Here is a 24921-nt window from a genome sequence, read left to right as displayed (position 1 = left end):
CCAGGACCTAGGGTGGGACGCGTGAGGGCGCCCACGGTCACCGGGAAGGTCATGGCCATCCTCGGCGCGTTCCTGCCGGGTGACGTGCGGCTGACGCTCACCGAGATCTGCCGCCGCGCCGAGCTGCCTCCCGCCACCGGCCACCGGCTGGTCAAGGAGCTGGCGGAGGGCGGTTTCGTGGAGCGGCTCCCCGACGGCTCCTACCGGGTCGGGATGCTCCTGTGGCAGATCGGCGCCCAGGCCGCGGAGCCGAGGGAGCTGCGCGAGCTCGCCCTGCCGTACATGGAGGACCTCTACGCCGCCACCCGCGAGAACGTGCAGCTCGCGGTGCTCCGCGACGACCGGGCGCTGTACGTCGAGCGACTGCGCGGGCCCACCTCCGTGCCGGTCGTCTCGCGGGTGGCGGGGGAGCTGCCGCTGCACGCGACCGGGGTCGGCAAGGTCCTGCTGGCCTTCGCGGATCCGGAGACGGTGGAGCGGGTGCTCGCCGGGGAGCTCACCCCGCACGCGCCGAACACGGTGGTGGACTCGGCACGGCTCCGTACCGAGCTGGAGGAGGTCCGCAGGACCGGGATCGCCTGCACGCAGGAGGAGATGTCGGTGGGCACCTGCTCGGTCGCGGCGCCGGTACGGGGGGCGGGCGGCCGGGTGGTGGCGGCGCTGTCACTGGTGGCCTGGCGGCACACCGCCGATCCGCGACGGCTGGCACCGGCCGTGCTGGCCGCGGCCGCCGCCCTCTCCCGCGACCTCGTCGCGGCTCTCCGCTGAGCGTTCACGGTCACTTCCCGCTTCCGGTGAGCGAACCTCCGGCTTCCGCTTCCGCTTCCGCTTCCGGCTTCCGGTGAGCGAACCTCCGGCTTCCGCGCCTCCACGCTTCTCGCTTCCGGCTCGCGGTGAGCGAACCTCCGGTTTCCCGCCTCCCGCTCCGGGGGAGCGGACTTTCGGCCGGGTGTTCTCCGTCGCCTCCAGGCTTTCGCCGGGTGGGGTTTTCCGCTGAGCGGAAGGGCGCCGTGTGCGGGGGTGGACGGTGCGGAATGCTCGGTGCATGCGAACTCAGGTCGGGATCGTCGGCGCGGGACCCGCCGGACTGCTCCTCTCCCATCTGCTGCACCTGCGGGGCATCGACTCGGTGGTCCTGGAGGCGCGGAGCAGGGAGTACGTCGAGCGGCGCGTGCGGGCAGGGGTGCTGGAACAGGGCACGGTGGACGTGCTCAACGAGGCGGGCGTCGGCGACCGGATGCGCGCCGAGGGGTTGCCGCACCACGGCATCGAGCTGCGCTACGGCGGGGCCGGGCATCGCATCGCCTTCGAGAAGCTGGTCCCCGGCCGGGCCATCACCGTCTACGGCCAGCAGGAGGTCGTCAAGGACCTCATCGCCCGGCGGCTGGCCGACGGGGGAGAGATCCTCTTCGACGTCCCCGACGTCGCCCTGCACTCACTGGAGAAGGATCCCTATCTCACCTTCCGGGGCGAGCGCCTCGACTGCGACGTCATCGCCGGGTGCGACGGCTTCCACGGCGTCTCGCGGCCGTCGATCCCCGAGAGGGTCCTGTCGGTCTTCCAGCGTGACTACCCGTTCGCCTGGCTCGGCGTCCTCGCGCGGGTCCCGCCGTCGTCCGAGGAGCTGATCTACTCCCGCAACGAGCGGGGCTTCGCGCTGCACAGCATGCGCTCCCCGGAGATCAGCCGCTTCTATCTCCAGGTCCCCCCGGACGCCTCGCTCGACGACTGGCCGGACGAGCGGATCTGGGCCGAGCTGCGGGCCCGCCTGGAGACGGTCCCGGGGTTCGCGCTGGCCGAGGGGCCGATCATCTCCAGGGACGTGTCGGCGATGCGCTCGTTCGTCGCCGAGCCCATGCGGCACGGCAACCTCTACCTCGCCGGGGACGCCGCCCACATCGTGCCGCCCACCGGTGCCAAGGGGCTCAACCTGGCGGTCGCGGACGTACGGCTGCTGACCGCGGCCCTGGCCGAGTTCTACGAGACGGGCTCCACCGGGCTGCTGGACACGTACTCCGCCAGCTGCCTGAAGCGGGTCTGGCGCGCACAGCACTTCTCCTGGTGGATGACCACGTTGCTGCACACCTTCGACGCCGACGACCCCTACGGGCGGCGCCTGCAGACCTCCCACCTCGACTACGTGACCTCCTCCGAGGCCGCCGCGACCACGCTCGCGGAGAACTACGTCGGACTGCCCTTCGAGACCGGGACCCGTCCGTGACTCCCGTCGGCCGGCCCCGGCCTTCCGTGCCTCCACCGATCCGCGTCCGGATTCTTCCCGTGTCCCCGCCGAGCTAGGCGGGGAGCGGTGAAGGCTGACGAGAGACCGCACGTTCAGGAGAGGTCGAAGGCGACGTCGCCGAGGCGGACCGTCCGGACCCTGGGATCGTCGAGGATCTCGCGAAGGCCCTCGACCGTTTCACCGGCGGCCACGTACCCGTGGATCCGGCCCTCGGTGGCGGCGGCGCGTAGGTTTTTCAGGGGCACGCCGAGCTTCAGCAGGTTCTCGGCGTCATGGTCGCGAAGCTCGCCGACCCAGCGGCGGAAGTCTCCGACCGCCTTCGCGCCCTCGGCGGCGGGATCGTAGTCCTCCTCCTTCCCGGTGGCCGGTGAGCCGAAGCGATGGGACTGCCAGCCGAATGGCACTCCGTAGGTGGAGCCGCCGCTCGCCCGGGAGAGCAGGAAGGTGTGGGCGGGTGCCGTCGGGTCGTCCTGTTCGTAGCGGTCCCAGTGGAAGACCGCGAACTCCTCGCCCGTCAGGGGCCGCTCGAACTCCACCACCGCCGTCGCGAGCAGCGACGCCGGGAGGCGCCCGAACACCTTCTCCGCCTGGCCGCGCGCCTCCTCACGGGTGCCCGTACGTTCTCCCGTCAGGCCGAGCGGCCCGCTGAGGCGCGTCTGGAGACCGTACACCCCATCGGTGACCTGCCCCAGCAGGTTCTGGGTGATCTCGAAGGCGGCGGTGCCCGGCCTGCGGGTGACCTCGTCCGGTGCGGGCACCGGCTCGACCGGGTCGGCGTCGACGGTGAGGGTCATCGAGGTGAGGCCGAAATCCAGCGCGCTCATGCCGGAGGTGTAGTCGGGATGGGCGACCAGGAAGGCGCTGCCGAGCACCCGTTCCATGCGCTGGTCCCGGTCGCCCCTCGTCTGGAGCAGCGCCGTGCCCGCGTTGAGCAGCAGCGCCGCGCCGAGCAGGAGCGCCGCCGACCTGAGCGCGGTACGGAACAGGCCCCGCCGCACCGCGCGCCGTGTCCTGCGCGGGTCGAAGTCGGGGATCGGGGGCAGGCTGTCGTCGGTGGCGGTCATCGTCTTCGTCATCATCGGCTGTCTCCATAGGATTCGGCGAAGGCGGCGCGGGCCCGCCACAGCGTGGTTTTGACCGAGCCGGGGGTGCGGCCGGTCATCGCGGCCACCTCGGCGAGACTGAATCCGTCGAGATACACCCAGGTGAGCACCCGCCGGTAAGGGTCGGCGAGCCGGGAGAGCACGTCGCGGACCGCGAGCCTGTCCGGCTCGGAGTCCTCGACGCCCAGCTCCTCCACCGAGGGCAGGGGCAGGACGGTACGGCGCCGCCGCGCGTGGTCGACGAGCACGCTGTGGGCGACGCTGAGCAGCCAGCCGGCCGGCGACTCGCCTCGCCAGCCGAGCAGGGCCCTGGTCGCCTTGAGAAAAGTCTCCTGCGCGAGATCCTCGGCGAGGTGGGGATCACGGGTACGCCGAAGGAGGTATCCGCACACCAGGGCCCAGTGATCACGATAAAGCTGTTCGATGCTCGCACTGATGGTCGCCTCCGGGGAGATGGTCGTTCATACCTTCAGGGACGAGGCGGGGCCGCGAAAGGTCACAGGGAAATTTCCGGCGGATTTGAGCATCCCGGATGAATTGCCCCGCAGGGGCCCATCCCCAGGGCGGAACCCTGAGGGGGAATGCCCTACTATCGGCGGCTTTTGTGCAGCTCAGGGGCGTAGCGCGGCAGGGGAGCCCCCGGGGGTGGGCACCACCTCGCCCCGGGGGTCATCCGGGGCCGTTCAGGGGCGGCCGGGGGCTGTCTCCGATACTCCAGGATCTTGTTCGTCGCCATGGTTGAGGCATGGGAAGCCAGACGTTCACGCGACACGGGATGATCTTCGGCGGCTACGCGGCGATCGGCGCCGGAGCCGTCGCGATGATCGGGCTGCACGTGGTCACCGGTCTCGACCCGGTACACACCGTGATCAGCGAGTACGCGTTCGAGGCGGCCGGCTGGCTGCTGCCCCTGTCGCTCACGCTCTTCGCCGCCGCGGCGACGATCATCGGGGCGATGCTGGCCCGGTGCGGGGAGGACCGCGCGGTGGCCCTGCTGGTCGGGACCTGGGGCCTGTGCATGCTGCTGATCGGAGCCTTCCCCACCGACGAGCCCGGCGTGCCGCTGTCGATGTCCGGCGGCATCCACAGGTACGCGGCGTTCGTGGCCTTCCTGACGATGCCGATCGCCGGGCTGCTCCTGGCCAGGCGGTACGCGACCAGCCCGTACGCCCGCCCCGTCCGGCTGCTCAGCCTGGCCGCCCTGGGGGTGCTGGTCCTGGTGGTCCTCCCGTACGTGGTGCGGACGTTCGGCGTGGACCTGACCAACGACGACATCCCCGCGGGGGTGACCCAGCGGCTGGTGGTGGGCTTCGAGGTGGCGGTGCTGGCGATGCTGGGGCTGGTGGCCGGCCCCAGCATGGCCAGGCGCGGCCGTGTCCGCCGCCCGCTCCCGACGACCGCCCGCGCCTGACCGGTCCCGCGTGGTCGCCTGTGCCTGGCCGGTCCCGCGTGGCCGGTTTCCGCTCGATCTCCCCGCCCGGTCCGCGCCGGGCACCTGGCCTTCCTCGTCGGCCCGCCCCGCGCGGGCCTCCCGCGTCGGTTCCGCCTCGCGCGGGCCGGTCGTGGAACCGTGTGGCGTGGCAGGTTGACGGTCCCGGTGCCCCGGCCTACCTTCGCAGGAAGCGACCGCCCGGTACGTGTCACCGCCGTCCGGTCGGACCACCCCCGGAAGGACGCGCATGCCGGTCGTGAACACCGTCCGAGGCCCCGTCGACGTCGCCGACCTGGGGCAGACCCTCATGCACGAGCACGTCTTCGTCCTCTCCCCCGAGCACGTCGACAACTACGGCAGGGGCGCGTGGTGGGACGAGGAGTACCGGGTGGCCGACGCCGTCGCCAAGCTCAGGGCCGTGGCGGCCAAGGGCGTGCGGACCATCGTCGACCCGACCGTGTGGGGGCTGGGCCGCTACATCCCGCGCGTGCGGCGGGTGGCGGACCAGGTGCCGGAGCTGAACATCGTCGTCGCCTCGGGGATCTACTCCTTCGACGAGATCCCGCACCAGTACGAGCACCGGGGTCCCGGCCTGATGATGGACGTGCCCGAGCCGATGGTCGAGGACTTCTCCCGCGACATCGTCGAGGGCATCGCCGACACCGGTGTCAAGGCCGCGTTCCTCAAGTGCGCGATCGAGAGGAAGGGGCTCACCCCCGGCGTCGAGCGGATCTGCCGGGCGGTCGCCCAGACCCACCTGCGGACCGGCGTGCCGATCTCGGTGCACACCCACCCCTCCACCGGGAGCGGGCTGCTCGTCCTGGACCTGTTCCTGAAGGAGGGGGTCGACCCGGCCAAGGTCGTGCTCGGGCACTCGGGCGACTCCAACGACCTCGACCACCTGATGCGGCTGGCCGACACCGGGGCCACCCTCGGCATGGACCGCTTCGGGCTGGACGCCTACAACTCCACGGCGTCGCGGGTCGCCACCGTCGCCGCGCTCTGCGAGCGGGGCTACGCCGACCGGATGGTGCTCAGCCACGACAGCGCGTGCTTCATGGACTACTTCGGCGACGCCTGGGACGAGGGCATCCCGCTGGCCGCGCCGAACTGGCGTTTCGACCACATCCACGACGACGTGCTCCCCGCCCTGCGCGAGGCCGGGGTGAGCGACGGGCAGGTGGACCAGATGCTGATCGACAACCCTCGCCGCTACTTTTCCTGACTTTTCGTTATTTGTCGTACGACTGCCATACGCTCCCGGAAAGTCGATCGACCGAGAAGGTGGAGCATGGCCGCGCGGAGCACTTACCTGGAACTGTCCGAGGACGGCGGGAGCTCGCACAAGTTCTACGAGGTCGTGGTCGACGGGACCGAGGTGACGATCAGGTACGGCCGCATCGGCGAGTCGGGCCAGTCCAAGGCGTCGGCGTTCGCCAGCGCGGCGAAGGCCGAGGCGGCCGCCGCGAAGAAGATCAACGAGAAGGTCCGCAGGGGTTACGCCCCCGCGGTCCAGGGGGTGCGCCAGCGCCGCACGGTCACCCGGCGCAGCGTGGAGAGTGCCCGCTCCACGGCCACCCAGGCGCCGGTGCTCTGGCGCTTCGCCAGCGGCGCGGCGGCGTTCGGCATCTTCGTCGACTCCGAGCGCTGCTGGGTCGGCAACCAGCGCGGCGACGTCTACACCGTCACCCACGGCGGCACCGTCACCGGCCGCTTCAAGCTGCCCGACGGGGTCAAGTGCATCGTCGGCGACGACTTCTGGATCTACGCGGGCGCCGACGACGGCAAGGTCTACGACCTCGGCGGCAAGGTGCCGAGGGTCGCGTACGAGATCGCCGAGGACGTCGACATCTACTGGCTGGACATCCACGAGGGCGTGCTGGGCGTCTCCGACCGAGCGGGGCGGATCACCACGATCGACCACGAGGACGAGTTCCAGTGGGCGCGCAAGGGCAGGGGTGACTCGGCCTGGATGGTCCGCTGCGACGACGAGGCCGTCTACCACGGTCACTCCACCGGGGTGGCCCGCTACGACGCCGCCGACGGCGCGCCGGTCTGGGAGACGCCCGTCAACGGCGCGGTGCTGTTCGGCTGGCAGGAGGCCGACTCGGTCTACGCCGGAACCTCGCGCTCCACCGTGCACCGCCTGCGCAAGTCGGACGGCGCCTCCCAGGCGGTCTACCGCTGCGACGCCACCGTCTTCTCCTGCGCCACCGCCCCCGGCGGCCGGTACGTCTTCGCCGGAGACAACCACTCCTCGATCTACTGCTTCGACCAGAGCGGCGAGCGTCTGTGGAAGCTGGCCACCGGCTGCGGCTCCGCCTTCTCCATGCAGTATCTCGACGACCGCCTCTACATCGTGACCACCGACGGCACCCTGGCCTGCATCGACGCCACCGAGGAGGCGATCAGGGCGGCCCAGGAGGGCACCCTCCCCGAGGCGGTCGACGTCAAGGCGTCCGCCGGGCTGGCGGTGGTGGAGCCCACCGCCGTGCTGGAGACCGTGGTGTTCGACACCGTCCCGGACACCGGCGACGGCGTGGTGCTGGAGTGCTTCCGCGAGGGCGATCGGCTCCGGGTGCGGGTCCTCAGCGAGGGCTACGACGTGCGGCGGAACGTGCAGTTCCCCAAGGGAGTCCGCGAGGCCGGGGCCCGCTATCTCGTCGAGGGCGTCCGCTTCTCCGAGCGGGGAGGTTTCTACCGCGCGTACGGAGACATCAAGCGCCTGCTCTGATCCCTCCCGGCTGGGCGCTCGCTGAACCGATGAGATCTCGTCGGATATCGAGCACGTCTTCCCGAGGCGTCCCAAGCGGACCGGGTGGTGACCGGAAAAAGCCCGTCGCGGGCCGGAACCGAGGGTGAGGGTTCCGGCCCGCGACGGAGTGGGTCAGGCCGGGGCGTTCCACTTCTGGTTGGCGGTGCCGGTGCAGGTCCAGATCTGCAGGCGGGTGCCGTTGGCGCTGGACTGGCCGGTGGCGTCCAGGCACTTGTTGGCCGCCGGGTTCACGAGATCGCGGGTCGCGGCGTTGTAGGTCCACCGCTGGGCCGCGGTGCCGTTGCAGTCGTACAGCTGGATCTGTGCTCCGTTGGCGGTGGAGGCGGCGGTGACGTCCAGGCACTTGCCCAGGGCGCGCACGGTGCCGTCGGTGCCCAGGGTCCACTGCTGGGCGCCGCTGCCGTTGCAGTCGTACAGCTGGATGGGAGTGCCGTTGGCGCTGCTGGCCGCGGCGACGTCGACGCACTTGCCGCCGATACCGGTGATCTGTCCCGTACGGCCACCGCCGCCGCTGGGCGGGGCGTAGACGCGGACGTAGTCGACGGTGAGCTGCTGGGGGAAGGTGGTCGAGCCGTCGGGCGAGCCTGGCCAGTTCCCGCCGACGGCCAGGTTGAGGATCATGAAGAACGGGTGGTCGTAGACCCAGGGGTTGCCCCGCGTGTCGGCGGGGGTCTTCCTGGAGTACTGGATGCCGTCGACGTACCAGGTCACCGCGCCGGGCTCCCAGTCGACGGCGAAGGTGTGGAAGGCGTCGGCGAAGGCCTGGCCCGCGGGCAGGTTGTAGCTGCCGCTCAGCGGGCTGCCCCCCGAGTAGCCGGGGCCGTGGAGGCTGCCGAGCACCTGTCCGGGGACGCTGCCGATGTTCTCCATGATGTCGATCTCACCGTTCGCGGGCCAGCCGGCCCCTCCGGTGCCCAGCATCCAGAACGCGGGCCAGATGCCCTTGCCCCGGGGGATCTTCATCCGCGCCTCGAAGCGGCCGTAGGCGCGGGTGAAGGTCGCGGCGGTGGTCAGCTTGCCCGAGGTGTACTCGCACGAGCCGTACCAGCAGCCGAGCCCCGCGGGGTTGCCCCTGCGCGCGGTGATGACCAGGTTGCCGGCGCCGTCGTGGGCGATGTTCTCGTTGCCGGCCGTGTAGTACTGCCGCTCGTTGTTCCCCCAGCCGCCGCCGCCGACGTCCCGGCGCCACTTGGTGGTGTCGGGGCCGGCGCCGGAGGCGGCGTTGAACTCGTCCGACCACACGAGGGGGCCGGGGGCGGGGGCGGCCAGGGCAGCCTTGGCGGCGGGCTTGGCGGCGGTGGCCTGGGCGCCCGCCTGGGAGGGGACGAGCGTGGCGGAGCCGAGGGCGAGGAGCGTCGCGGCGAGGAGGCCGCCGATCCGTGCGAGCCGCGTCCGTGAGGGGCGAGGACCGGGAGGGGCGGCCGGGCTGGTGGAGATCATCGGCTGTTCCTTTCTGGCCGGTGTCCGCTGGAAGGGGGGTGTCACGGTCTAGAAGCCGGCCGTGATGCGGGTGAACTCCCAGTTGGGCTGGGAGATGCCGCTGCACTCGGAGCCCGCGTCGCCACCGGGGCAGGGACGGTCGCGGTTGACCGCCCAGTAGGCCAGGCGGGTGAGGCCCTTGGACTTGGCCCAGTCTCGGATCTGGGTCCAGGCCGCCACCGTGGTGAGCTCCTGCTGGTCGGACAGGCCGTTCATGCCGGAGATGCCCATCCGGGCGTACGCCTGCGCGTCGGTCCAGCCGTTCGCGGCCTTGAGCGCGTTCTTCAGGCCCTCGGAGGAGCTGACGGTGGCGTTGTAGATGTTCGAGGCGCCGAAGTTGAACGGCATGATCGTGTAGTTGTCGATCGGCACGCTGAGTTCCCTGGCCCGGTTGATCAGGCGGACGCCGGTCGAGCTCGGGCCGTTGATCCCGGTGCCGAAGGTGACGGCGATCTTGATGTTCGGGTTGTTCTGCTTGACGATCTTCAGGCCGTTGAGGATGCGGTCCTGGACGGTGAAGTTCTCGAACTCGTCCGTGTTCTCGATGTCGAAGTCGACGACCGCGGGGCCGACCGCGTTGATGACCTGCTGCACCGCGCCGGCGTAGGCGGCCGGGGTGGAGCAGTTCGGGCCGAGCTTGTTGCCGGACCAGCCGCCGAAGGAGACCTGGACGCTGCCGCCCGCGGCCTTGATCTGGTTGATCGCGGCCTGGTCGGTGCCGCCGGTCAGCGGCCTGGAGCCGTCCCAGCGCGGGGTGCAGCCGCCGCCGGACAGGATGAACGCCATGGTGAAGGACTTCACGCCGGTGGTGCTCATGATCGTCGCCGGGCTCGGCGGGTTGCCCCAGCCCATGTAGAGGTACGGGGCTCCGGCCATCTTGCCCGCCGGGGGGTTCGTGGGCGGGTTGCCGCCGCCGTCGCTCGGGGCGTTCCACTTCTGGTTGGCGGTGCCGGTGCAGGTCCAGATCTGCAGGCGGGTGCCGTTGGCGCTGGACTGGCCGGTGGCGTCCAGGCACTTGTTGGCCGCCGGGTTCACCAGGTCGTTCGCGGCGCTGTAGGTCCACTGCTGCGCCGAGCTGCCGTTGCAGTCGTACAGCTGGATCTGTGCTCCGTTGGCGGTGGAGGCGGCGGTGACGTCCAGGCACTTGCCCAGGGCGCGTACGGTGCCGTCACCGTTGCGGGTCCACTGCTGGGCGCCGCTGCCGTTGCAGTCGTACAGCTGGATGGGGGTGCCGTTGGCGCTGCTGGCCGCGGCGACGTCGACGCACTTGCCGCCGATGCCGGTGATCTGCCCGGTGGCGGCGGCGGCCGGCGACGCGGTCGTCACGCCGGCGAGGGCGAGGACGACGACGGTGAACATGCCGCCGAGAGTGGTCGGGAGCGAGATGCGGCGGCGCCGGGGAGGCGGCTGTCCGGTGTCCATGCGCGGATTTTCCTTCCGTCTTGGGAGTGACGTACGGGTGACGGCCACGTCCCGGTGGGGACGCGACGCGCGCGCGTGACGTCACGACCCGTATCAGGGGGGTGACATGCGGGTGGTGCCGGACGCGGCGAGCGTGCCTTCCGCGGGCGGCCGTACGGTGGCCCGTGATGGGCCCGCCATCCGGCGGCACGCGCTGCTCGGCGCGTCCTGGGCCCTGCCGCGACGGATACGGCAGGGAGAACGGGAACCTTCGCGGACGGGAGGCGGCCAGTGCGCCTCACACCCGCGACGGGGTGTGGTCAGGGCGGTGGGGTGAGCGCGGCCATCGCGCCCGCCGCCACGCGACGTCAGGGAAAGCGAGTCGTGGGGGTCCCTTCACGGCAAGGTCTCGCTTGCCCGGGACCCTAAGGCAGGCTTCATTCTCAAGTCAATACAAGCAGTAAAAAAAGCCTCACAATTCTGCTTTCCCATTCGTGCGAAACGCTGTGAGCTGGAGAGGTAAGGGGGCTCGTGTTCATGGAGGAAGCCCTGGGGGGAACGTTCCAGAGGGCGACGCTGTCAGGATTTCCTGTCAGGGCGCTGCTCAGGGCGCTGCTCAGGGCGCTGCGGAACGGCGGCGGAGGAGGCGTGCGAGGCCCGGGGCGGCGGGGTGCCGGCCGTGGCATCGTACGGTCCGGTGCCGCGTGTGTGGTTCGGCGCCCTGCGGCGGGGTGCCGTGTAGATCATCTGTGGTGTGGCGTTATTCATTGTCCTTTCCGACTTTTCGTATGGTGTGATGTCCGGTAGGTGGCGAGTCCTCTCGCGCGCCGCCCGGCGATCGAGAGTGGGGTTCCGTTCATGCTTCGTGGAGACAGGGTCTTGCTCAGGGCCATCACCAAGGAGGACCTGGTCCCGCTCCACCGGTTGAACGACGAGGTAGAGACGGCGGCCGGGGCGACCACGACGCCCTGGCTCCCCAGGACGATCGACCAGGTGGTCGCCCACTACGAGCAGCGCAAGCCCGACCCCGACAACGTCGAGTTCGCCATCCAGTCCCTCTCCGGGGACCTGCTCGGGACCGGCTCCGTCTGGGGGATCGACACCCTCAGCCGCAACGGGCACCTGGGCATCTCGCTGCTCCCCGAGGCGCGCGGCCACGGCTACGCCCCCGACGTGCTGAGGCTGCTGTGCGACTACGCCTTCCGCATCCGCGGCCTGAACCGGCTGGGCCTGGAGACGCTCGCCACCAACGGCGCGATGATCGCCGCCGCCGAGAAGACCGGCTTCCGGCGCGAGGGCACGCTCCGCGGGCACGCCTGGGTGGCCGGGGCCTTCGTCGACGAGGCGCTGTTCGGCCTCCTCGCCTCCGAGTTCCATGACCTGCGCACCACGAAGGATCTGTGAGCGGGATGAAGACCTGGCTTCCGATCGGCCTCGGCGTCCTGCTCGTCCTGGCGGGCGGCCTCTGGGCGCTCCAGGGCCTCGGCTACGTGGGCGGCAGCTCCATGAGCGGCGCGCGGGAGTGGTTCTGGATCGGCCTGGCCACCCTCGCCGCCGGCCTCGTCCTCGCCGTCTCCGCCCTCCGCCGGGGTCGCCGCCCCCGGTGAGCGGGGCCGCCGTCCTCGCGCGGAAAACACGGCGGCACCGTGCGCGTCACGTTCGCACGCGTGACCGGTTCAGACGAACCCGGCCAGTTTGTAGAGGACCAGCGATCCGGCGACGGCCACGTTGAGGCTGGCTCCCGTGCCGATCATCGGGATCTCCACCGCGGTTTCGAGCAGGTCGAGGGCCTCCGGCGGGATGCCGTCACGCTCGTGACCGAGGACGGCGACCGTGGGGCGGCGGGCCATGGGCAGGTCCGCGAGCCGGACGGCCTCCTCCGCCAGTTCCACGCCGAGGACGTGATGTCCGGCGGAGCGCTGGTCGGCGAGCCAGGTCAACGGGTCGCGTACCCAGTGCACGCAGGCCGGTCGACGCAGTGTGTTGCCCCGCTCCAGGGCCTCGGGGACCCAGGACAGGCGGGGCACGGCCATGCACGCGCCGACCGCGTCACAGGTTCGCAGCAGGGTGCCGAGGTTGAGTCCGTGCAGCGGCCACAGCGGGGCGACGTACAGGTGGCCGAGACAGCGGGACGGGCGCGGGCGACGTGTCGCTCGCAGGTCCTTGCGGGTGCGGACCCGGATGGCGGGGCCGTTCACGCCTGCTCGCGGAAGACCTCCGCGCGGGTGGCAGGAATCATGGTGATGAACGCTTCAGCGGTGCGTCCGGACCATCGACGACGTTATCTCGCCCTCAGGTTAACGGTACGGCCACCGCCACGTGAAGGCGGTGGCCGTACCGGTCCCGAGGCCGCTCAGGGTCCGGCGGTCGTCGCGACATCTGCCACCCGCGTACGGGGACGGCGGTGTGTCCCGTGCGGGTGCCTAGCGTTTGCCGCCGGAGCCGTCGAGTCCCGCGCGGCGCAGGGCGTCGGCCATCGCGCCGCTCGGCGCGTTGCGCTGCCGGTCGCCGCGCCCCTGCCCGGCCTGTCCGCTCTGCCCGCCGCGTCCCTGTCCGCCCTGTCCGCCGCCGCGCCTGCCGCCGCCGTCGCCCTGGCGCGGACCGCCACCGCCCTCGCCTCGCCCGCCGCCCTGCTGGCCGCGCTGGTCGCGCGGTTCTCGGGGGCCCGGGGGTTTGACGTCGTCCTCCAGCCGGAGGGTGAGTGAGATGCGCTTGCGCGGGATGTCGACGTCGAGCACCTTCACCCGGACGATGTCACCGGGCTTGACCACCTCGCGCGGGTCCTTGACGAAGGTGTGCGACAGCGCCGACACGTGGACCAGGCCGTCCTGGTGCACGCCGACGTCGACGAACGCGCCGAAGGCGGCGACGTTGGTGACCACGCCCTCCAGCAGCATGCCGGGCTTGAGGTCGGAGAGCTTCTCCACGCCCTCCTTGAAGGTCGCGGTCTTGAAGGCGGGTCGCGGGTCGCGGCCCGGCTTCTCCAGCTCGGAGAGGATGTCGGTGACGGTCGGCAGGCCGAAGGTGTCGTCCACGAACTCCTGCGGGCGCAGGGCCCGCAGCGCCGTGCCGTTGCCGATCAGGGACGAGAGGTCGCCGCCGGTGCTCTTCAGGATGCGCCGCACCACCGGGTACGACTCCGGGTGCACGCTGGAGGTGTCGAGCGGGTCGTCGCCGTCGCGGATGCGCAGGAAGCCCGCGCACTGCTCGAAGGCCTTCGGGCCGAGCCTGGGCACCTCCTTCAGCGCCTTGCGGGAGCGGAACGGGCCGTTGGCGTCGCGGTGCTGGACGATGTTCTCCGCGAGCCCGGCGCCGATGCCGGAGACCCGGGTGAGCAGCGGCGCGGAAGCGGTGTTGACGTCGACGCCGACCGCGTTCACACAGTCTTCCACCACGGCGTCGAGCGAGCGGGAGAGCTTGGTCTCGGCGAGGTCGTGCTGGTACTGGCCGACGCCGATCGACTTGGGATCGATCTTGACCAGCTCGGCCAGCGGGTCCTGGAGCCGCCTCGCGATCGACACGGCGCCGCGCAGCGACACATCCATGCCGGGCAGCTCCTGGGAGGCGAACGCGGAGGCGGAGTAGACCGAGGCCCCGGCCTCCGACACCACGATCTTGGTCAGGCCGGGGACCAGCTTCACCAGCTCGCCCGCCAGCTTGTCGGTCTCGCGCGAGGCGGTGCCGTTGCCGATCGAGACGAGCTCCACATCGTGCTTCTTGGCCAGCGCGGCGAGGGTGGCCAGCGACTGGTCCCACTGGCGGCGCGGCTCGTGGGGGTAGATCGTGTCGGTGCCCAGCACCTTGCCGGTCGCGTCGACCACCGCGACCTTCACGCCGGTGCGCAGCCCGGGGTCCAGCCCCATGGTCGCGCGGCTCCCGGCGGGCGCGGCGAGCAGCAGGTCGCGCAGGTTCGCGGCGAACACGCGCACCGCCTCCTCCTCGGCGGCCTGCCACATGCGCATCCGCAGGTCGATGCCGAGGTGAACGAGGACACGGGTGCGCCAGGCCCAGCGGACCGTGTCGGCCAGCCACGCGTCGGCGGGTCGCCCCTGGTCGGAGATGCCGAAACGGTGCGCGATGCGGCCCTCGTAGGTGCCGGTGGGTTCCTGCTCCGGCTCCAGGGTGAGGGTGAGGATCTCCTCCTTCTCGCCGCGGAACATCGCCAGGATCCGGTGCGAGGGCAGCTTGGTGAACGGCTCGGCGAAGTCGAAGTAGTCGGAGAACTTGGCGCCCTCCTCCTCCTTGCCCTCGCGGACCGCCGCGATCAGGCGGCCCTTCGTCCACATTCGCTCGCGCAGCTCGCCGACCAGGTCGGCGTCCTCGCCGAACCGTTCGACCAGGATCGCGCGGGCACCGTCCAGCGCGGCGGCCGCGTCGGCCACCCCCTCGCCGACGAACGCCTCCGCCGCGGCCCGCGGATCGACCGACGGGTCGGCCAGCAGGCCGTCGGCGAGCGGTTCGAGCCCCGCCTCCCTGGCGATCTGCGCCTTGGTCCGCCGCTTGGGCTTGTACGGAAGGTAGATGTCCTCCAGGCGGGCCTTGGAGTCGGCCGCCAGGATCTGCGCCCGCAGGGCGTCGTCGAGCTTGCCCTGGCCCTGGATCGACTCCAGGATCGCGGCGCGTCGCTCCTCCAGCTCCCGCAGGTAACGCAGCCGCTCCTCCAGCGTGCGCAGCTGCGTGTCGTCGAGCATCTCGGTGGCTTCCTTGCGGTAGCGGGCGATGAACGGCACGGTGGCCCCGCCGTCGAGCAGGTCCACCGCCGCACTCACCTGTCGCTCGCGCACACCCAGCTCTTCGGCGATCCGCTGATGAATAGACGTGGTCACGATCTCTCTTCCTCTGTGATGGCAGTCCCAAGCTACCGCCTCGCCCCCCTGGCGGGCCGGGGAGCCGGAGGGACGAATCACAGGAGAGCAGGAAAAGAAGCGCGGGGCCGTGTCGGGAGCGGGGCGAGTTAGGGCAGCACCTCGAAGGTAGGGGTCAGCCGGGTCCACTCGACGGTGGCCCCGGCCGCGTTGCCGCCGGGGGTGCCGGTCACCCAGTGCGTGAGCTGGGGGTTCTCCCTGCTGTCCTGGATCACCCAGGTCGCCCCGGTGTCGGCGCCGTCCCTGAACAGGCGGGCCGTCCCGGCGCTGTCCACCCGTACCCTCCAGGTCGCCGCCCGGCCGGCGGTGTCCAGCGAGTAGACCTTCTCCCAGACGGCGGACCCCTTGCGCATCGTCCAGACCCCGCTCCTCTGCACGGTCAGCATGAGCCGCCTGGCGCCGTTGGCCACCTTCGCGCCGAGGCATACACCGTTGCCGGTACGCGGGTCGAGCGCGCTGTCGTCGTCCACCCTGCCGCGGAACTCCAGGGTGAAGTCGCATCCCTTGGAGGCGTCGAGGGGGAAGGACGCCCGGCACGCCGAGGTGCCGGTGCTCGCGAGCCGGAGCCCGCCACCGGCGACCCGCGCGCCGCCGCCCAGCGTCCACCCCCTCGCGTTGCCCGCGCCGGTGGTCCAGTCGCCCGCGGCGAGGGGCGCGCCGGAGACGGGACGGGAGATGTCGAGCCTGGCGACCTTGATGTTGGTCTGGTTGTGCTCCCAGACGACGAAGAACCGGCCGGGCTCGTACTCGTCGGCGCTGGGGTAGACGTCCCATCCCCGGGCCGCCCCGCTCGTCAGCCGGGGGCCGTCGGCGAAGAGCCGCGCCGGCTCCCAGGGCTCGCCGGGCCGCCTGACCTTGTAGTAGAGCACCTCGCGATACTGGTCGGGCTTACTCGCGGAGGAGCCGGTGAACGGCCCGGCCAGCGTGTTGAAGATGGCCAGGTGGCGCCCCGCGGAGTCACGCGTGAAGAACGTCTTGACGTAGTAGTTGGGCAGGTTCGCGTCCAGCCTGAGCGGCGACCAGGTCAGCCCGCCGTCGGTGCTGGTCGCCGTGGCGCTGTGGGCCGCGCCCGAGCGGTAGCGGGCGTCGCGCGCCGCCGCCGAGGTGCCGCTCCTCAGGTCCAGGGCGCGGGTCACCATCACGAGCGTCCCGGGGTCGTCCTGGGAGAGCGCGATCTGCGGCTCCTCGATCGCGACCCCCGGCGGGTTCTCCGCGATCCCGCCGGAGGTCCAGGTCGTCAGGTCGGCCGAGCGCAACACGCCCGCCTTGTTCGTACCGCCGGAGTGCCGCCAGTACGGAACCAGCCACACGCCGTCGAGCCGCAGCGGCTTGCCCGCGACGACCACGCCCCTGCCGTTGTCCGGCACGTCGACGGTGACGGGGAAGGCGGTCCACGTACGGCCGCCGTCGGTGCTTTTCCTGACGACCAGCGAGGTGGGGAAGCCGTCGACGTCGCCCTCCCGGTCGCGGTCGCGCTCGACGGAGATCAGGCCGAGCAGCGCGTACAGCGTGCCCGCGTCGTTGAGGAAGATCACGTAGTGGTAGCGGGTCGTGGCGGTGGCGGCGGCCAGCGTTCCCACCGTCCACGTCAGGCCGCCGTCCTCCGAGCGGGCGTACATGACGGATCCCTGGTCGGTCGGCGACGGGTCCCGCGCGTCCCTGACCCCGGCCCGCCAGGCGACCACCAGCCGGCGGTGGTCCAGGGCGACGATGTCGGGAACCCTGTTGCCCTCGTGGGCGAGCTCCCCGTCGGGACTCCTGTCGACCTTGCCGTACACGGTGACGGGAGGGCTGACGTCCGATCCGACGATCTCGGTTTCCGGCCAGGGCATGGATCACAGCGAACAGGGGGCGGATGGACGGGAGGTTACCGGGGAGTGACGCCCACACGGCCGTCGTCCCGCCGTTACGAGCTCTGGCAATTGTCAGGGCGGCTTGCGACGGGAGGGAGTCAGGGGTGGAAAGACGCGATGGATCGGGGTGTCCGGGTGGGAATGTCGGGTGAATGAAAACCGTTATCATCGGCATCGTGCAATCCACCACCCGGAGAGGAGCCGACCGTGGCCAGGAACGAGGTGCGCTCAGTGATCAAGCTGAGGTCCACGGCGGGCACCGGTTTCACCTACGTGACCCGCAAGAACCGGCGTAACGACCCCGACCGGCTCACCCTCGTCAAGTACGACCCGATCGTCCGCCAGCACGTCCCGTTCCGAGAGGACAGATAGTCATGAAGAAGGGCATCCACCCCGACTACCGCCCGGTCGTCTTCCGCGATCCGAGTGCCGGTTTCGCCTTCCTGACCCGTTCGACCGTCACCAGTCGCAAGACCGTCGAGTGGGAGGACGGCAACGTCTACCCGCTGGTCGACGTCGACGTCTCCTCGGCGAGCCACCCCTTCTACACCGGGCGCAGCCGGGTCGTCGACACGGCAGGGCGCGTGGAGCGCTTCAAGCAGCGCTACGGGAAGGGCTGACGCCGGACCGGCCCCGGCCCCCGGCCGGGGCCGCGCCGGTCTTCGGTGACCGTGTCTCGTGCCCGCACCCCGCGCGGCACACCGCGCCACTGTGAGCACTGCTGTGAGCACCGTGTACGGGGCCGCGCCGGTCGTCGCCCTCGTCAGCCGCAGGTGATCTCGGTGAAGGCCGGGGGAGTGGCGGCGGCCCCCACGAAACCGATGTCGGAGACGGTCGCCCCCGGCGGCAGCGACGATTTCTCGGGTGGAGCGTGGATCATCGCGACGGGACCGCTCTGCATGTGGGTGCCGTTCCACGACTGGGTGAAGGTCGCCTCGCGCGGCTGCATCCACTGGATGTACCAGCCGTGTATCGGCCGGTCGGTGTTGTTGCTGATCGTCGCGGCCCCCCGGTAGCCGCCCGGCCACGACTCCACCAGGGTGACCGTCGCCCGGCACCTCGGGGTGGTCGCGGCCGGGGTTTTCCGGCCGGCGGTTTCGTGGACGGGAGGGGGAGGCGAGGACTCCGGGGTGTTCCCGTGGACAGACGGGGACACCGGGGTGGCCTGCGGAGAGGGCTGCGAGGGCGGGTGCGCCACGGCGTGCCCGCCCTCCGGCGTTCCGCCGGCGCAGGCCGCCATGACCAGGGCCGCCGCCGCTCCGAGAGAGACGAGGCCCAGCAGTGGTGCGATCTTCGTGGTGGGCGGCACGGGACTCCCTTCCGCCCTTTCACGAGGGCGCGGCGGCCGTGGGGAGGCGGTGATCCGGCGCGGATGTGACGGCCAGGCGGCCTGCCGGTTCGCTCGTCTGCTGATTCGCTCGTCTGTCGGTCTGTCGGTCTGTCGGTCTGTCGGTCTGTCGGTCTGTCGGTCTGTCGGGACGGAATGGAACGGGCGGGACGGAGACGGGCGCGGGCCGGTCCCCGCCGGTGTGGCACCGGCGGGGACCGCGTCCCGCTAGGGGCTGGAGCAGGTGACGGAGGGGGAGCCGCCGGTGCCCGTGCCGGTGAATCCGAAGGTGGTCGAGCCACCGCCCGGTATCGATCGGTTCCAGTCGACGTTCTTTGCTGTGACGGTGGACCCTGACGTGGTGTGCGTGGCGTTCCACAGGCTGTTCACGGTGCTACCGCTGCCGAGCGTCCACCTCGCCGTCCAGCCGTTGAGGGCGGCCGAGCCCGGGTTCCTCACGGTCACCTCGGCCTGGAAGCCGCCCGACCAGGAGCTGACGGTCCGGTAGGAGGCGGTGCACGCCCCGCCGGGTCCCGGCGTCGGCGTCACGCTCGGGGTGGGAGTGGGAGTGGGGGTCGGGTTCGGGGTCGGGGTCACGGTCGGGTTGGGCGTGGAGCCCGGCCGGCCGACGCCGGTCACCTGGCCGTTGCCGCCGTCGAAGACGACGTCGGAGCAGTTGTAGAAGGTCTCCGCGCTGTCGGAGCGCTTCCACACCGAGTAGATGATGTGGCGGCCCGACTTGCCCGACGGGAGCGTGGCGTTCCAGTAGTAGTGGGCGTCGTTGGTGCCCGGAGAGCCGACGCTCTGCGGGTGGTCGGCCGTATGGAAGGGCTCGCTCTCCAGATCGTCCCAGGTCAGTGCCCGGTTGGGGTTCCAGCCGTCCCTGGTGATGTAGAGGTAGAACCAGCCGGGGTGTGCGGCCCACTTGTTGTACTTGAACTGGATGGACGCGCCCGAGGTCAGATGCGTCACCGGCCAGTCGGCACTCGGGAGGTCGAACCCGCTGTAGCCGGGGTTGCCGCCGCTGCACACCTGGCCGTCGGGGATGAACCCGCGCGTTCGCCCGGCCCCGTCGGATCGCAGCAGGCTGAACCAGTTGTACAGCGAGTTGGCCCCGCTCTGGGCCACCGCCGCCGAGCACGCCGGGTTGATGGGCACGATGTTCCCCTGCGGGGAGAGACCGTCCTGCCAGCAGAAAAAGGTCCGGCTGCCGGGCGTCATCATGGCGCCGTGCGCCGAGGCCGGCTGGGGAATGAGGACGACGGCGAGCAGCGCGGTCATGAACGTGACCACACCGGCGACAGCCATACTTCGCCATTTACGCACAGAATTACCTTCCCTTTCGAAGGGTGACGAGTCGCTGATCAATGGCGGTGAGGCGCTCACGCGAGACGGACTCTAGGCGGCCGGTCCCGGGGTGTAAACGGAGCGCCTTTCCCGCGGTGCGGTAACGGCTCGTCGTACCAGCTCAGGGAGGATGCGAGGTGGTTTCGCCGGATGAAAGGTTCACAGTCGGAGCACGTCGCGGTGAGCTTTCGCGCGAGGGTCTCCACGGCGCGGGAGAACGCCGTGCGGGAAAACGGAAGACCGGCCGGAAGGGGGTTCCGGCCGGCCTTCGCCGCGAGGGCGGGTCCGGGATGAAATCCCTTTCCCGGTGGGGCTGTCGTGTTCTTCCCGCTGCGGCTTTCTCCTTACTGGCAGGGTTGCCGCGTTCTTCCCGTCACGGCTTTCTCCTTGCCGGTGGGGCTACCGTGTTCTTCCCGCCGCGGCCTTCTCCAGCGCGGGTCCCGAGAGCCGGTACCTGTCCCATTCGCCGAGCGGTTCCGCGCCGATCGCCCGGTAGAAGTCGATGGCCGGGGTGTTCCAGTCGAGCACCGACCACTCGAAGCGGCCGTAGCCGCGCTCCACGCAGATGCCCGCCAGTTCGGCGAGCAGCTTCTTGCCGTACCCGCCGCCCCGGTGGTCCGGATGGACGAAGAGGTCTTCGAGATAGATCCCGTGGGTGCCGAGCCAGGTCGAGTAGGAGACGAACCAGATCGCGAACCCCGCGATCCTCTCCCCGTCGACGGCGATGTGGCAGAACACGCTGGGGGAGGGGCCGAAGAGCGTCTCGTGGAGCAGGTCGGCGGTGTTCTCGACCTCGTCCAGCGCTTTCTCGTACTCCGCGAGTTCACGGATCATGTCGATGATCGCCGGGACGTCATCCGGCGTTGCGGGGCGAATCATGCCCGAAGTCTAGGCGCGGGTCATGGCCGGACCGGGCTGGTCGGGCCAATAAACCGGATTTTTGGTGATAAAACGGGCTATGTAGGGTCGAATGGCCGCACGGGGGACTCCTCCCGTAAGTTGTCTGCTGATCGAAGTGCGGGTCGTTGAGAGAGGCGGGTCACCATGTCGACAGAGCCCAACGGGGAGCGGCTGACGGAGCTCAGGCAGGCGTTCGCGGCCATCGACACCGATGGCGACGGGTTCATCACGGAGCGGGAGTTCGGTGAGCACTTTCCCGCCCTGCCCGCCGACGCCATCGGGTCGCTGAACCAGAGCGGCGACTCCGACGGCGACGGCCGCTTCTCGTTCGAGGAGTTCGTCCGTCTGGTCTCCCGCGACTGATCCGCCCCCCGCTCCCGGAACCGGCCGGCCCTGTCCGCTCGCGGAACCGGCGGTCCCTTCCGGGAGCGGGAACCGGTGGTCCCGCCCGGGAGCGGGTGCCGTGTCCTTTTCCGGAAGGTCTCGCCCACCCCGCTCGGCGTCGCCGCGGGTCCGGCCGGAGCCATCGGCGGAACGGGACGGGCAGGGGTCAGCGCGGGACGGGGACGTGCCCGTCGGAGACCTCGCGCAGTGACTCCTCGACGGTGGAGTCGATGGGGAACGCCTCTCGCAGCCTGGTCAGGTCGAGCAGGCGGCCGAGGAATCCGTGCACGCCGACGAGGCGCAGCCAGCCTTTCTGCTCGTAGGCGCGCCGCAGGCTCGTCAGCAGCACCCAGATGCCCGTGGAGTCGCAGAATCCCAGCCCCGTCGTATCGACGACCAGGCAGATGTGACCGCGCCTCATGAAATCCGCGAGTCTCTCCTCGAGCAGCGGTGCCGAGGACTTGTCCAGATCGCCGATCAGGGTCACCACGGAGAAGTGCGGGTGTGTGTCCACGGTTACGGAAAGTCGAGTCATATCGCCCCGCTGTCTACGGCAGTTGGAGACAGCGCCCTGTCGGGAGCCGTACGAAGGACGGGTGCCATTGGTCCCACCGTACGCCCGTCGCTCATGACAGTTCAACAAGTGATTGCGAACCGTCGGCGGTCAGGAGGTCCGGCGGCCGGCCGCCGCGACCCGTTCCGGGACATCACCGTCCCAGGTCGTCGCGGTGAGAAGGGCCTCGGCGTCCTCACCGCGGACGCTCACGCGGAGTGACGGACGGCGGGCACGCCGCGGGTGCCGTTTGCCCCATCCGTCCCCGGGCACGCCAGGAGGATGGGAACCACTGATCCGGCGGTGCTCACCGTCAACGCGGGATCGTCGAGCCTCCAACTCCACCTCGTCCGGGACGGTCAGGTCCTGCGCACCGAGCACAGCGAGCGGAGCCCCGACCCCGGGGCGGCCGAGCGGGCGATCGCGGACTTCCTGGACGCCGCCCCCGACACCGGCCTCGCCGCGGTCGGCCACCGCCTCGTACACGGAGGAGAGGCCGTACGGCGGCCGGCGGTCGTCGACGACGGCGTGCTGGAGGCGGTGGGGGAGTACGCCGACCTCGCCCCGCTGCACGTGCCACCCGCGCTCGCGCTCGTCAAGGCCGCCCGGCGCAGGTTGCCCGGTATTCCGCACGTGCTCTGCCCCGACACCGCCTTCCACGCCGGACTCCCCGACAGCGCCGCCACCTACGCGCTGCCCGCGGAGTGGAGGAGCCGCTACGGCCTGCGCCGCTACGGCTTCCACGGTCTGTCGTACGCCTGGGCGCTGGAGCGGGCCGCGGAGATGCTCGACAGGCCCGCGCGCACCCTCCAGGTCGTTCTGACCCACCTCGGCGGAGGCTCCTCGGTGTGCGCCGTCCGCGAGGGCCGCAGCGTGGACACCTCGATGGGGTTCACCCCGCTGGAGGGGGTCCCGATGAGCAGGCGGTCGGGGAGCGTCGATCCCGGCATGCTGCTGTGGCTGCTGTCCGATTCCCGGCTCACGCTCGACGAGCTGCGCGACGGCCTGGAACGCCGGTCGGGGCTGCTCGGGCTCTCGGACGGGAAGTCGGGCGACACCCGGGAACTGGTCGCCTCCGGGGATCCCGCCGCCGTGCTGGCCCTGGAGGTGTTCGAGCACCGGGTGAGCCGGGAGATCGCCGCCGCCGCGACGAGCCTGGACCGGCTCGACGCGCTCGTGTTCACCGGGGAGATCGGCTGGGACCAGCCGGAGGTCCGCGAGGGCGTCTGCCGCAGGCTCTCGCTGCTCGGTGTCGGGCCGCCCGCCCGTACCGACCTCGACGCCGACGGGACGGTCAGCGCGCCCGGCGCGGCCGTGCCCGTGCTGGTGGTCCGGCCCAGAGAGGAACTGCAACTCGCCCGGGAGACCCTCGGCGCGCTCGGCCGGCACCCGTGAGGATCCGTCGCGGGATCGGGGCACCGCCCAACGGTCTCCGCCGCGAAGCCTGACGGCACGCACGGCACGCACGGCATGCACGGCACGCACGGCATGTACGGCACGCGTGGGATCGGGGCGCCGCCCAACGGTTTTCGCCGCGAAGCCTGACGGCATGTACGGCACGCACGGCATGCGGCGCGTATGGCACGCACGGGATTTCGCGGGGGAACGGTCTTCGTCGCCCTGAAATCCGGTGGGTCCGCCCCCGATCCCTCGCGGGGCGGCCCGCGCCTTCCGTGTCTCTGCCGCGGTGGGCCGGGACGGGAAGGCGCGGGCCGCCACGGTGATCGCGGAGACGGTGGAACGGTCTGTCCCACGAAGGACATCCCGTCCTACGAGCGGTCACCGAGGCGCTAGGAGGCGGCCACCGAGGCCGTGACCGGCTGCCCGGCCGAGAGCGTCTGCCGCATCGGCTTGCCGACGGTACGCGTCGCGCCGGGGCCTTCCGGCGCCTCCTGGACGTCCGCGGGATTGATCCGGCCGCCGTGCTCGTCGTGGTGGTCCGCGTCCGCGTCGTCGAACCACACGCCGCCGTTCGCGAGGTAGCGGAAACGGATGGGATGCCGCGCGGGAACCATCAGGCTCACCTGGTAGGTACCGTCGTCCCTGCGTTGCATGGGATGGGCGTAGGGGTCCCAGTCGTTGAAGTCGCCGACCAGCGAGACCCCTCCGACGGTCGGGCTCTCCGCTATGGTGAAAGTCAGCTTGACCTGGCCGTTCTTGGTCGGCTTACCGCGCTTGATCACTGAAATCCTCCTGACATCACTGTCTCCGTGCGTAACGTGCCGTGATCTTGGTTGCGGAAAGACGTGAAGATCACGCCACCTGCCGGATCGCGCCGACATGGACGTGACGCGACCGGGAGGCCGACGCCCAGTCACGGCCGAGCCGTCGATCCATATGGATCGTTACCGCCCGTAGCGGCGGGACAACCCGGACAGACCGATATTTGATCGGCATCACGTCCGACCTTGACCCGGTCGTGATGGTTGACCCGCCCCTGGCCGGAGGCGGGCGCGCGTCGGCCAGGATGGTGGGGTGGACATACGGCCTATCTCCCCGTCGTCGCTGGTGGAGGAACTCGCTGACCGGGTGGCCGCCGAGCCCCGCGACTCTTGGGTGCGCGTCGCGCTGGACGGGGCTCCGGCGGCACGGCCGGAGGAGCTCGCCGACGCGCTGGCCGACCCGCTCCGGCTGCGCGGCAGGGAGGTGCTCCGCGTCTCCACCGCCGACTTCCTGCGCCCGGCCTCGCTCCGCTTCGAGTACGGCAGGACCGACCCGGACTCCTTCTACACCGACTGGTTCGACTACGGAGGGCTGGTCAGAGAGGTCCTGGGGCCGCTCGACCCCGGCCGGTCGGGGAAGGTGCTGCCCACGCTGTGGGACAGCGCCATCGACAGGGCCACCCGCGCGCCGTACGTCACGGTTCCCCCGGGGGGTGTGCTGCTGCTGGCCGGACCCCTGCTGCTGGGCCGGGGACTGCCGTTCGAGCTGACCGTGCACCTGAGGCTCTCGCCGGGCGCGCTCGCCCGGCGCACCCCGGACGAGCGGCACTGGACGCTGGCCGCCTACGCGCGCTACGAGGAGGAGGTCGCCCCGGCGCGGGTCGCCGACGTGGTCGTCCGCGTCGACGACCCGAGACATCCGGCCCTGGTCACACCGTCATGAGCCGTCTCCCGGCAGAGGGAACGTGAAAGCGGGCGGAGCCGGACTCGGAGCCGGGACGAGCGGGGCCGCAGCCGAACCGGAAGCCAGGACGAGCCCGGAGCCGGATTCCGGAGCCGGACCTTGGAGCCGGGACGAGCCCGGGGCCGGACGTGTA

General features: G+C 71.0%; 24 protein-coding genes. 12 read left to right on the top strand and 12 right to left on the bottom strand.

Annotation, left to right across the window (positions count from 1 at the left end; all coding sequences use genetic code 11):
• Positions 1-21: 21 nt before the first annotated feature.
• Both OG587_RS42945 and OG587_RS42940 read left to right on the top strand, forming a co-directional pair.
• Entirely contained in the window at positions 22-768 is a 747-nt protein-coding gene (locus OG587_RS42945; protein WP_329084600.1) for an IclR family transcriptional regulator, read from the top strand.
• Positions 769-1045: 277 nt separating this feature from the next.
• Positions 1046-2221: a 4-hydroxybenzoate 3-monooxygenase gene (locus OG587_RS42940; protein WP_329084599.1), complete on the top strand. Its 1176-nt coding sequence runs from the start codon at positions 1046-1048 to the stop codon at positions 2219-2221.
• A gap of 113 nt (positions 2222-2334) precedes the next feature.
• On the opposite strand, the gene OG587_RS42935 is transcribed toward OG587_RS42940, so the two are convergent.
• A complete protein-coding gene (locus OG587_RS42935; protein WP_329084598.1) occupies positions 2335-3321 on the bottom strand; it encodes a hypothetical protein in 987 nt (328 codons plus the stop codon).
• Complete coding sequence (locus OG587_RS42930) at positions 3318-3770, bottom strand: RNA polymerase sigma factor (RefSeq protein ID WP_329094187.1); 453 nt, start codon at positions 3768-3770, stop codon at positions 3318-3320. The genes OG587_RS42935 and OG587_RS42930 overlap by 4 nt, the downstream gene beginning before the upstream one ends.
• A 320-nt stretch (positions 3771-4090) precedes the next feature.
• On the opposite strand from OG587_RS42930, the gene OG587_RS42925 reads away from it, so the two are divergent.
• The 3 genes from OG587_RS42925 to OG587_RS42915 all read left to right on the top strand — a co-directional run bounded on the left by OG587_RS42925 (position 4091) and on the right by OG587_RS42915 (position 7511).
• The gene (locus OG587_RS42925; RefSeq protein ID WP_329084597.1) at positions 4091-4756 is read left to right on the top strand and encodes a DUF998 domain-containing protein; all 666 of its coding nucleotides are present in this window, start codon (positions 4091-4093) and stop codon (positions 4754-4756) included.
• Positions 4757-5024: 268 nt separating this feature from the next.
• Positions 5025-6002, top strand: coding sequence for a phosphotriesterase family protein (locus OG587_RS42920; RefSeq protein ID WP_329084596.1), 978 nt, complete (start codon positions 5025-5027; stop codon positions 6000-6002).
• A 66-nt stretch (positions 6003-6068) separates the two neighbouring features.
• Positions 6069-7511: a WGR domain-containing protein gene (locus tag OG587_RS42915; protein WP_329084595.1), complete on the top strand. Its 1443-nt coding sequence runs from the start codon at positions 6069-6071 to the stop codon at positions 7509-7511.
• A gap of 153 nt (positions 7512-7664) precedes the next feature.
• Here the strand turns inward: OG587_RS42915 and OG587_RS42910 are convergent, their stop codons facing one another.
• Entirely contained in the window at positions 7665-8993 is a 1329-nt protein-coding gene (locus OG587_RS42910) for a ricin-type beta-trefoil lectin domain protein (protein WP_329084594.1), read from the bottom strand.
• 48 nt (positions 8994-9041) lie between these two features.
• On the bottom strand, positions 9042-10454 hold the full coding sequence (locus tag OG587_RS42905) for a ricin-type beta-trefoil lectin domain protein (RefSeq protein WP_329084593.1): 1413 nt from the start codon (positions 10452-10454) through the stop codon (positions 9042-9044).
• An 858-nt stretch (positions 10455-11312) separates the two neighbouring features.
• Between OG587_RS42905 and OG587_RS42900 the strand changes: the two genes are divergently transcribed.
• Entirely contained in the window at positions 11313-11837 is a 525-nt protein-coding gene (locus tag OG587_RS42900; protein WP_329084592.1) for a GNAT family N-acetyltransferase, read from the top strand.
• Positions 11838-11842: 5 nt separating this feature from the next.
• Positions 11843-12040 carry a hypothetical protein gene (locus OG587_RS42895; RefSeq protein ID WP_329084591.1) on the top strand — a complete coding sequence of 66 codons (198 nt, stop codon included), beginning with the start codon at positions 11843-11845 and terminating at the stop codon, positions 12038-12040.
• A 69-nt stretch (positions 12041-12109) separates the two neighbouring features.
• Here OG587_RS42895 and OG587_RS42890 read toward each other — a convergent pair whose 3' ends face one another.
• The 3 genes from OG587_RS42890 to OG587_RS42880 form a co-directional block, all read right to left on the bottom strand.
• Positions 12110-12631 (bottom strand): TrmH family RNA methyltransferase, encoded by a 522-nt coding sequence (locus tag OG587_RS42890; RefSeq protein WP_329084590.1) that lies wholly within the window; start codon positions 12629-12631, stop codon positions 12110-12112.
• A 225-nt stretch (positions 12632-12856) separates the two neighbouring features.
• Positions 12857-15259 carry a Tex family protein gene (locus OG587_RS42885; protein WP_329084589.1) on the bottom strand — a complete coding sequence of 801 codons (2403 nt, stop codon included), beginning with the start codon at positions 15257-15259 and terminating at the stop codon, positions 12857-12859.
• 128 nt (positions 15260-15387) lie between these two features.
• On the bottom strand, positions 15388-17130 hold the full coding sequence (locus OG587_RS42880) for a sialidase family protein (protein ID WP_329084588.1): 1743 nt from the start codon (positions 17128-17130) through the stop codon (positions 15388-15390).
• Positions 17131-17358: 228 nt separating this feature from the next.
• On the opposite strand from OG587_RS42880, the gene rpmG reads away from it, so the two are divergent.
• Complete coding sequence (rpmG, locus tag OG587_RS42875) at positions 17359-17523, top strand: 50S ribosomal protein L33 (RefSeq protein WP_329084587.1); 165 nt, start codon at positions 17359-17361, stop codon at positions 17521-17523.
• Positions 17524-17525: 2 nt separating this feature from the next.
• A complete protein-coding gene (locus OG587_RS42870) occupies positions 17526-17771 on the top strand; it encodes a type B 50S ribosomal protein L31 (protein ID WP_329084586.1) in 246 nt (81 codons plus the stop codon).
• Positions 17772-17914: 143 nt separating this feature from the next.
• On the opposite strand, the gene OG587_RS42865 is transcribed toward OG587_RS42870, so the two are convergent.
• The 3 genes from OG587_RS42865 to OG587_RS42855 all read right to left on the bottom strand — a co-directional run bounded on the left by OG587_RS42865 (position 17915) and on the right by OG587_RS42855 (position 20704).
• Complete coding sequence (locus OG587_RS42865) at positions 17915-18460, bottom strand: cellulose binding domain-containing protein (RefSeq protein ID WP_329084585.1); 546 nt, start codon at positions 18458-18460, stop codon at positions 17915-17917.
• Between the two features lie 246 nt (positions 18461-18706).
• Complete coding sequence (locus OG587_RS42860; protein ID WP_329084584.1) at positions 18707-19786, bottom strand: lytic polysaccharide monooxygenase auxiliary activity family 9 protein; 1080 nt, start codon at positions 19784-19786, stop codon at positions 18707-18709.
• A gap of 438 nt (positions 19787-20224) precedes the next feature.
• Positions 20225-20704, bottom strand: coding sequence for a GNAT family N-acetyltransferase (locus tag OG587_RS42855; RefSeq protein WP_329084583.1), 480 nt, complete (start codon positions 20702-20704; stop codon positions 20225-20227).
• A gap of 165 nt (positions 20705-20869) precedes the next feature.
• Between OG587_RS42855 and OG587_RS42850 the strand changes: the two genes are divergently transcribed.
• Complete coding sequence (locus OG587_RS42850) at positions 20870-21088, top strand: EF-hand domain-containing protein (RefSeq protein ID WP_329084582.1); 219 nt, start codon at positions 20870-20872, stop codon at positions 21086-21088.
• A 187-nt stretch (positions 21089-21275) separates the two neighbouring features.
• Here OG587_RS42850 and OG587_RS42845 read toward each other — a convergent pair whose 3' ends face one another.
• Positions 21276-21623 carry an STAS domain-containing protein gene (locus OG587_RS42845; protein WP_329084581.1) on the bottom strand — a complete coding sequence of 116 codons (348 nt, stop codon included), beginning with the start codon at positions 21621-21623 and terminating at the stop codon, positions 21276-21278.
• Between the two features lie 321 nt (positions 21624-21944).
• Here OG587_RS42845 and OG587_RS42840 point away from each other — a divergent pair, with 321 nt between their 5' ends.
• Positions 21945-23057: an acetate/propionate family kinase gene (locus OG587_RS42840; protein ID WP_329084580.1), complete on the top strand. Its 1113-nt coding sequence runs from the start codon at positions 21945-21947 to the stop codon at positions 23055-23057.
• A gap of 395 nt (positions 23058-23452) precedes the next feature.
• Here the strand turns inward: OG587_RS42840 and OG587_RS42835 are convergent, their stop codons facing one another.
• The gene (locus OG587_RS42835) at positions 23453-23845 is read right to left on the bottom strand and encodes an isoamylase early set domain-containing protein (protein ID WP_329084579.1); all 393 of its coding nucleotides are present in this window, start codon (positions 23843-23845) and stop codon (positions 23453-23455) included.
• Between the two features lie 292 nt (positions 23846-24137).
• Between OG587_RS42835 and OG587_RS42830 the strand changes: the two genes are divergently transcribed.
• A complete protein-coding gene (locus OG587_RS42830; protein WP_329084578.1) occupies positions 24138-24767 on the top strand; it encodes a uridine kinase in 630 nt (209 codons plus the stop codon).
• The last annotated feature ends 154 nt before the right edge of the window (positions 24768-24921 follow it).

Source organism: Streptosporangium sp. NBC_01469, from assembly GCF_036227305.1.
In the GTDB taxonomy this organism is placed as follows: Bacteria; Actinomycetota; Actinomycetes; order Streptosporangiales; family Streptosporangiaceae; genus Streptosporangium.
The sequence above is the reverse complement of the archived record's forward strand: the minus strand, read 5'-3'. Positions and strand labels throughout refer to the sequence as shown.

What these genes read in the sequence shown, in the direction of transcription:
- OG587_RS42940 (WP_329084599.1), top strand. Translation starts at nt 1,046, where the DNA reads ATGCGAACTCAGGTCGGGATCGTCGGCGCGGGACCCGCCGGACTGCTC.
- OG587_RS42935 (WP_329084598.1), bottom strand. Translation starts at nt 3,321, where the DNA reads ATGATGACGAAGACGATGACCGCCACCGACGACAGCCTGCCCCCGATC.
- OG587_RS42925 (WP_329084597.1), top strand. Translation starts at nt 4,091, where the DNA reads ATGGGAAGCCAGACGTTCACGCGACACGGGATGATCTTCGGCGGCTAC.
- OG587_RS42920 (WP_329084596.1), top strand. Translation starts at nt 5,025, where the DNA reads ATGCCGGTCGTGAACACCGTCCGAGGCCCCGTCGACGTCGCCGACCTG.
- OG587_RS42915 (WP_329084595.1), top strand. Translation starts at nt 6,069, where the DNA reads ATGGCCGCGCGGAGCACTTACCTGGAACTGTCCGAGGACGGCGGGAGC.
- OG587_RS42910 (WP_329084594.1), bottom strand. Translation starts at nt 8,993, where the DNA reads ATGATCTCCACCAGCCCGGCCGCCCCTCCCGGTCCTCGCCCCTCACGG.
- OG587_RS42905 (WP_329084593.1), bottom strand. Translation starts at nt 10,454, where the DNA reads ATGGACACCGGACAGCCGCCTCCCCGGCGCCGCCGCATCTCGCTCCCG.
- OG587_RS42895 (WP_329084591.1), top strand. Translation starts at nt 11,843, where the DNA reads ATGAAGACCTGGCTTCCGATCGGCCTCGGCGTCCTGCTCGTCCTGGCG.
- OG587_RS42880 (WP_329084588.1), bottom strand. Translation starts at nt 17,130, where the DNA reads ATGCCCTGGCCGGAAACCGAGATCGTCGGATCGGACGTCAGCCCTCCC.
- OG587_RS42870 (WP_329084586.1), top strand. Translation starts at nt 17,526, where the DNA reads ATGAAGAAGGGCATCCACCCCGACTACCGCCCGGTCGTCTTCCGCGAT.
- OG587_RS42860 (WP_329084584.1), bottom strand. Translation starts at nt 19,786, where the DNA reads ATGGCTGTCGCCGGTGTGGTCACGTTCATGACCGCGCTGCTCGCCGTC.
- OG587_RS42855 (WP_329084583.1), bottom strand. Translation starts at nt 20,704, where the DNA reads ATGATTCGCCCCGCAACGCCGGATGACGTCCCGGCGATCATCGACATG.
- OG587_RS42850 (WP_329084582.1), top strand. Translation starts at nt 20,870, where the DNA reads ATGTCGACAGAGCCCAACGGGGAGCGGCTGACGGAGCTCAGGCAGGCG.
- OG587_RS42840 (WP_329084580.1), top strand. Translation starts at nt 21,945, where the DNA reads ATGGGAACCACTGATCCGGCGGTGCTCACCGTCAACGCGGGATCGTCG.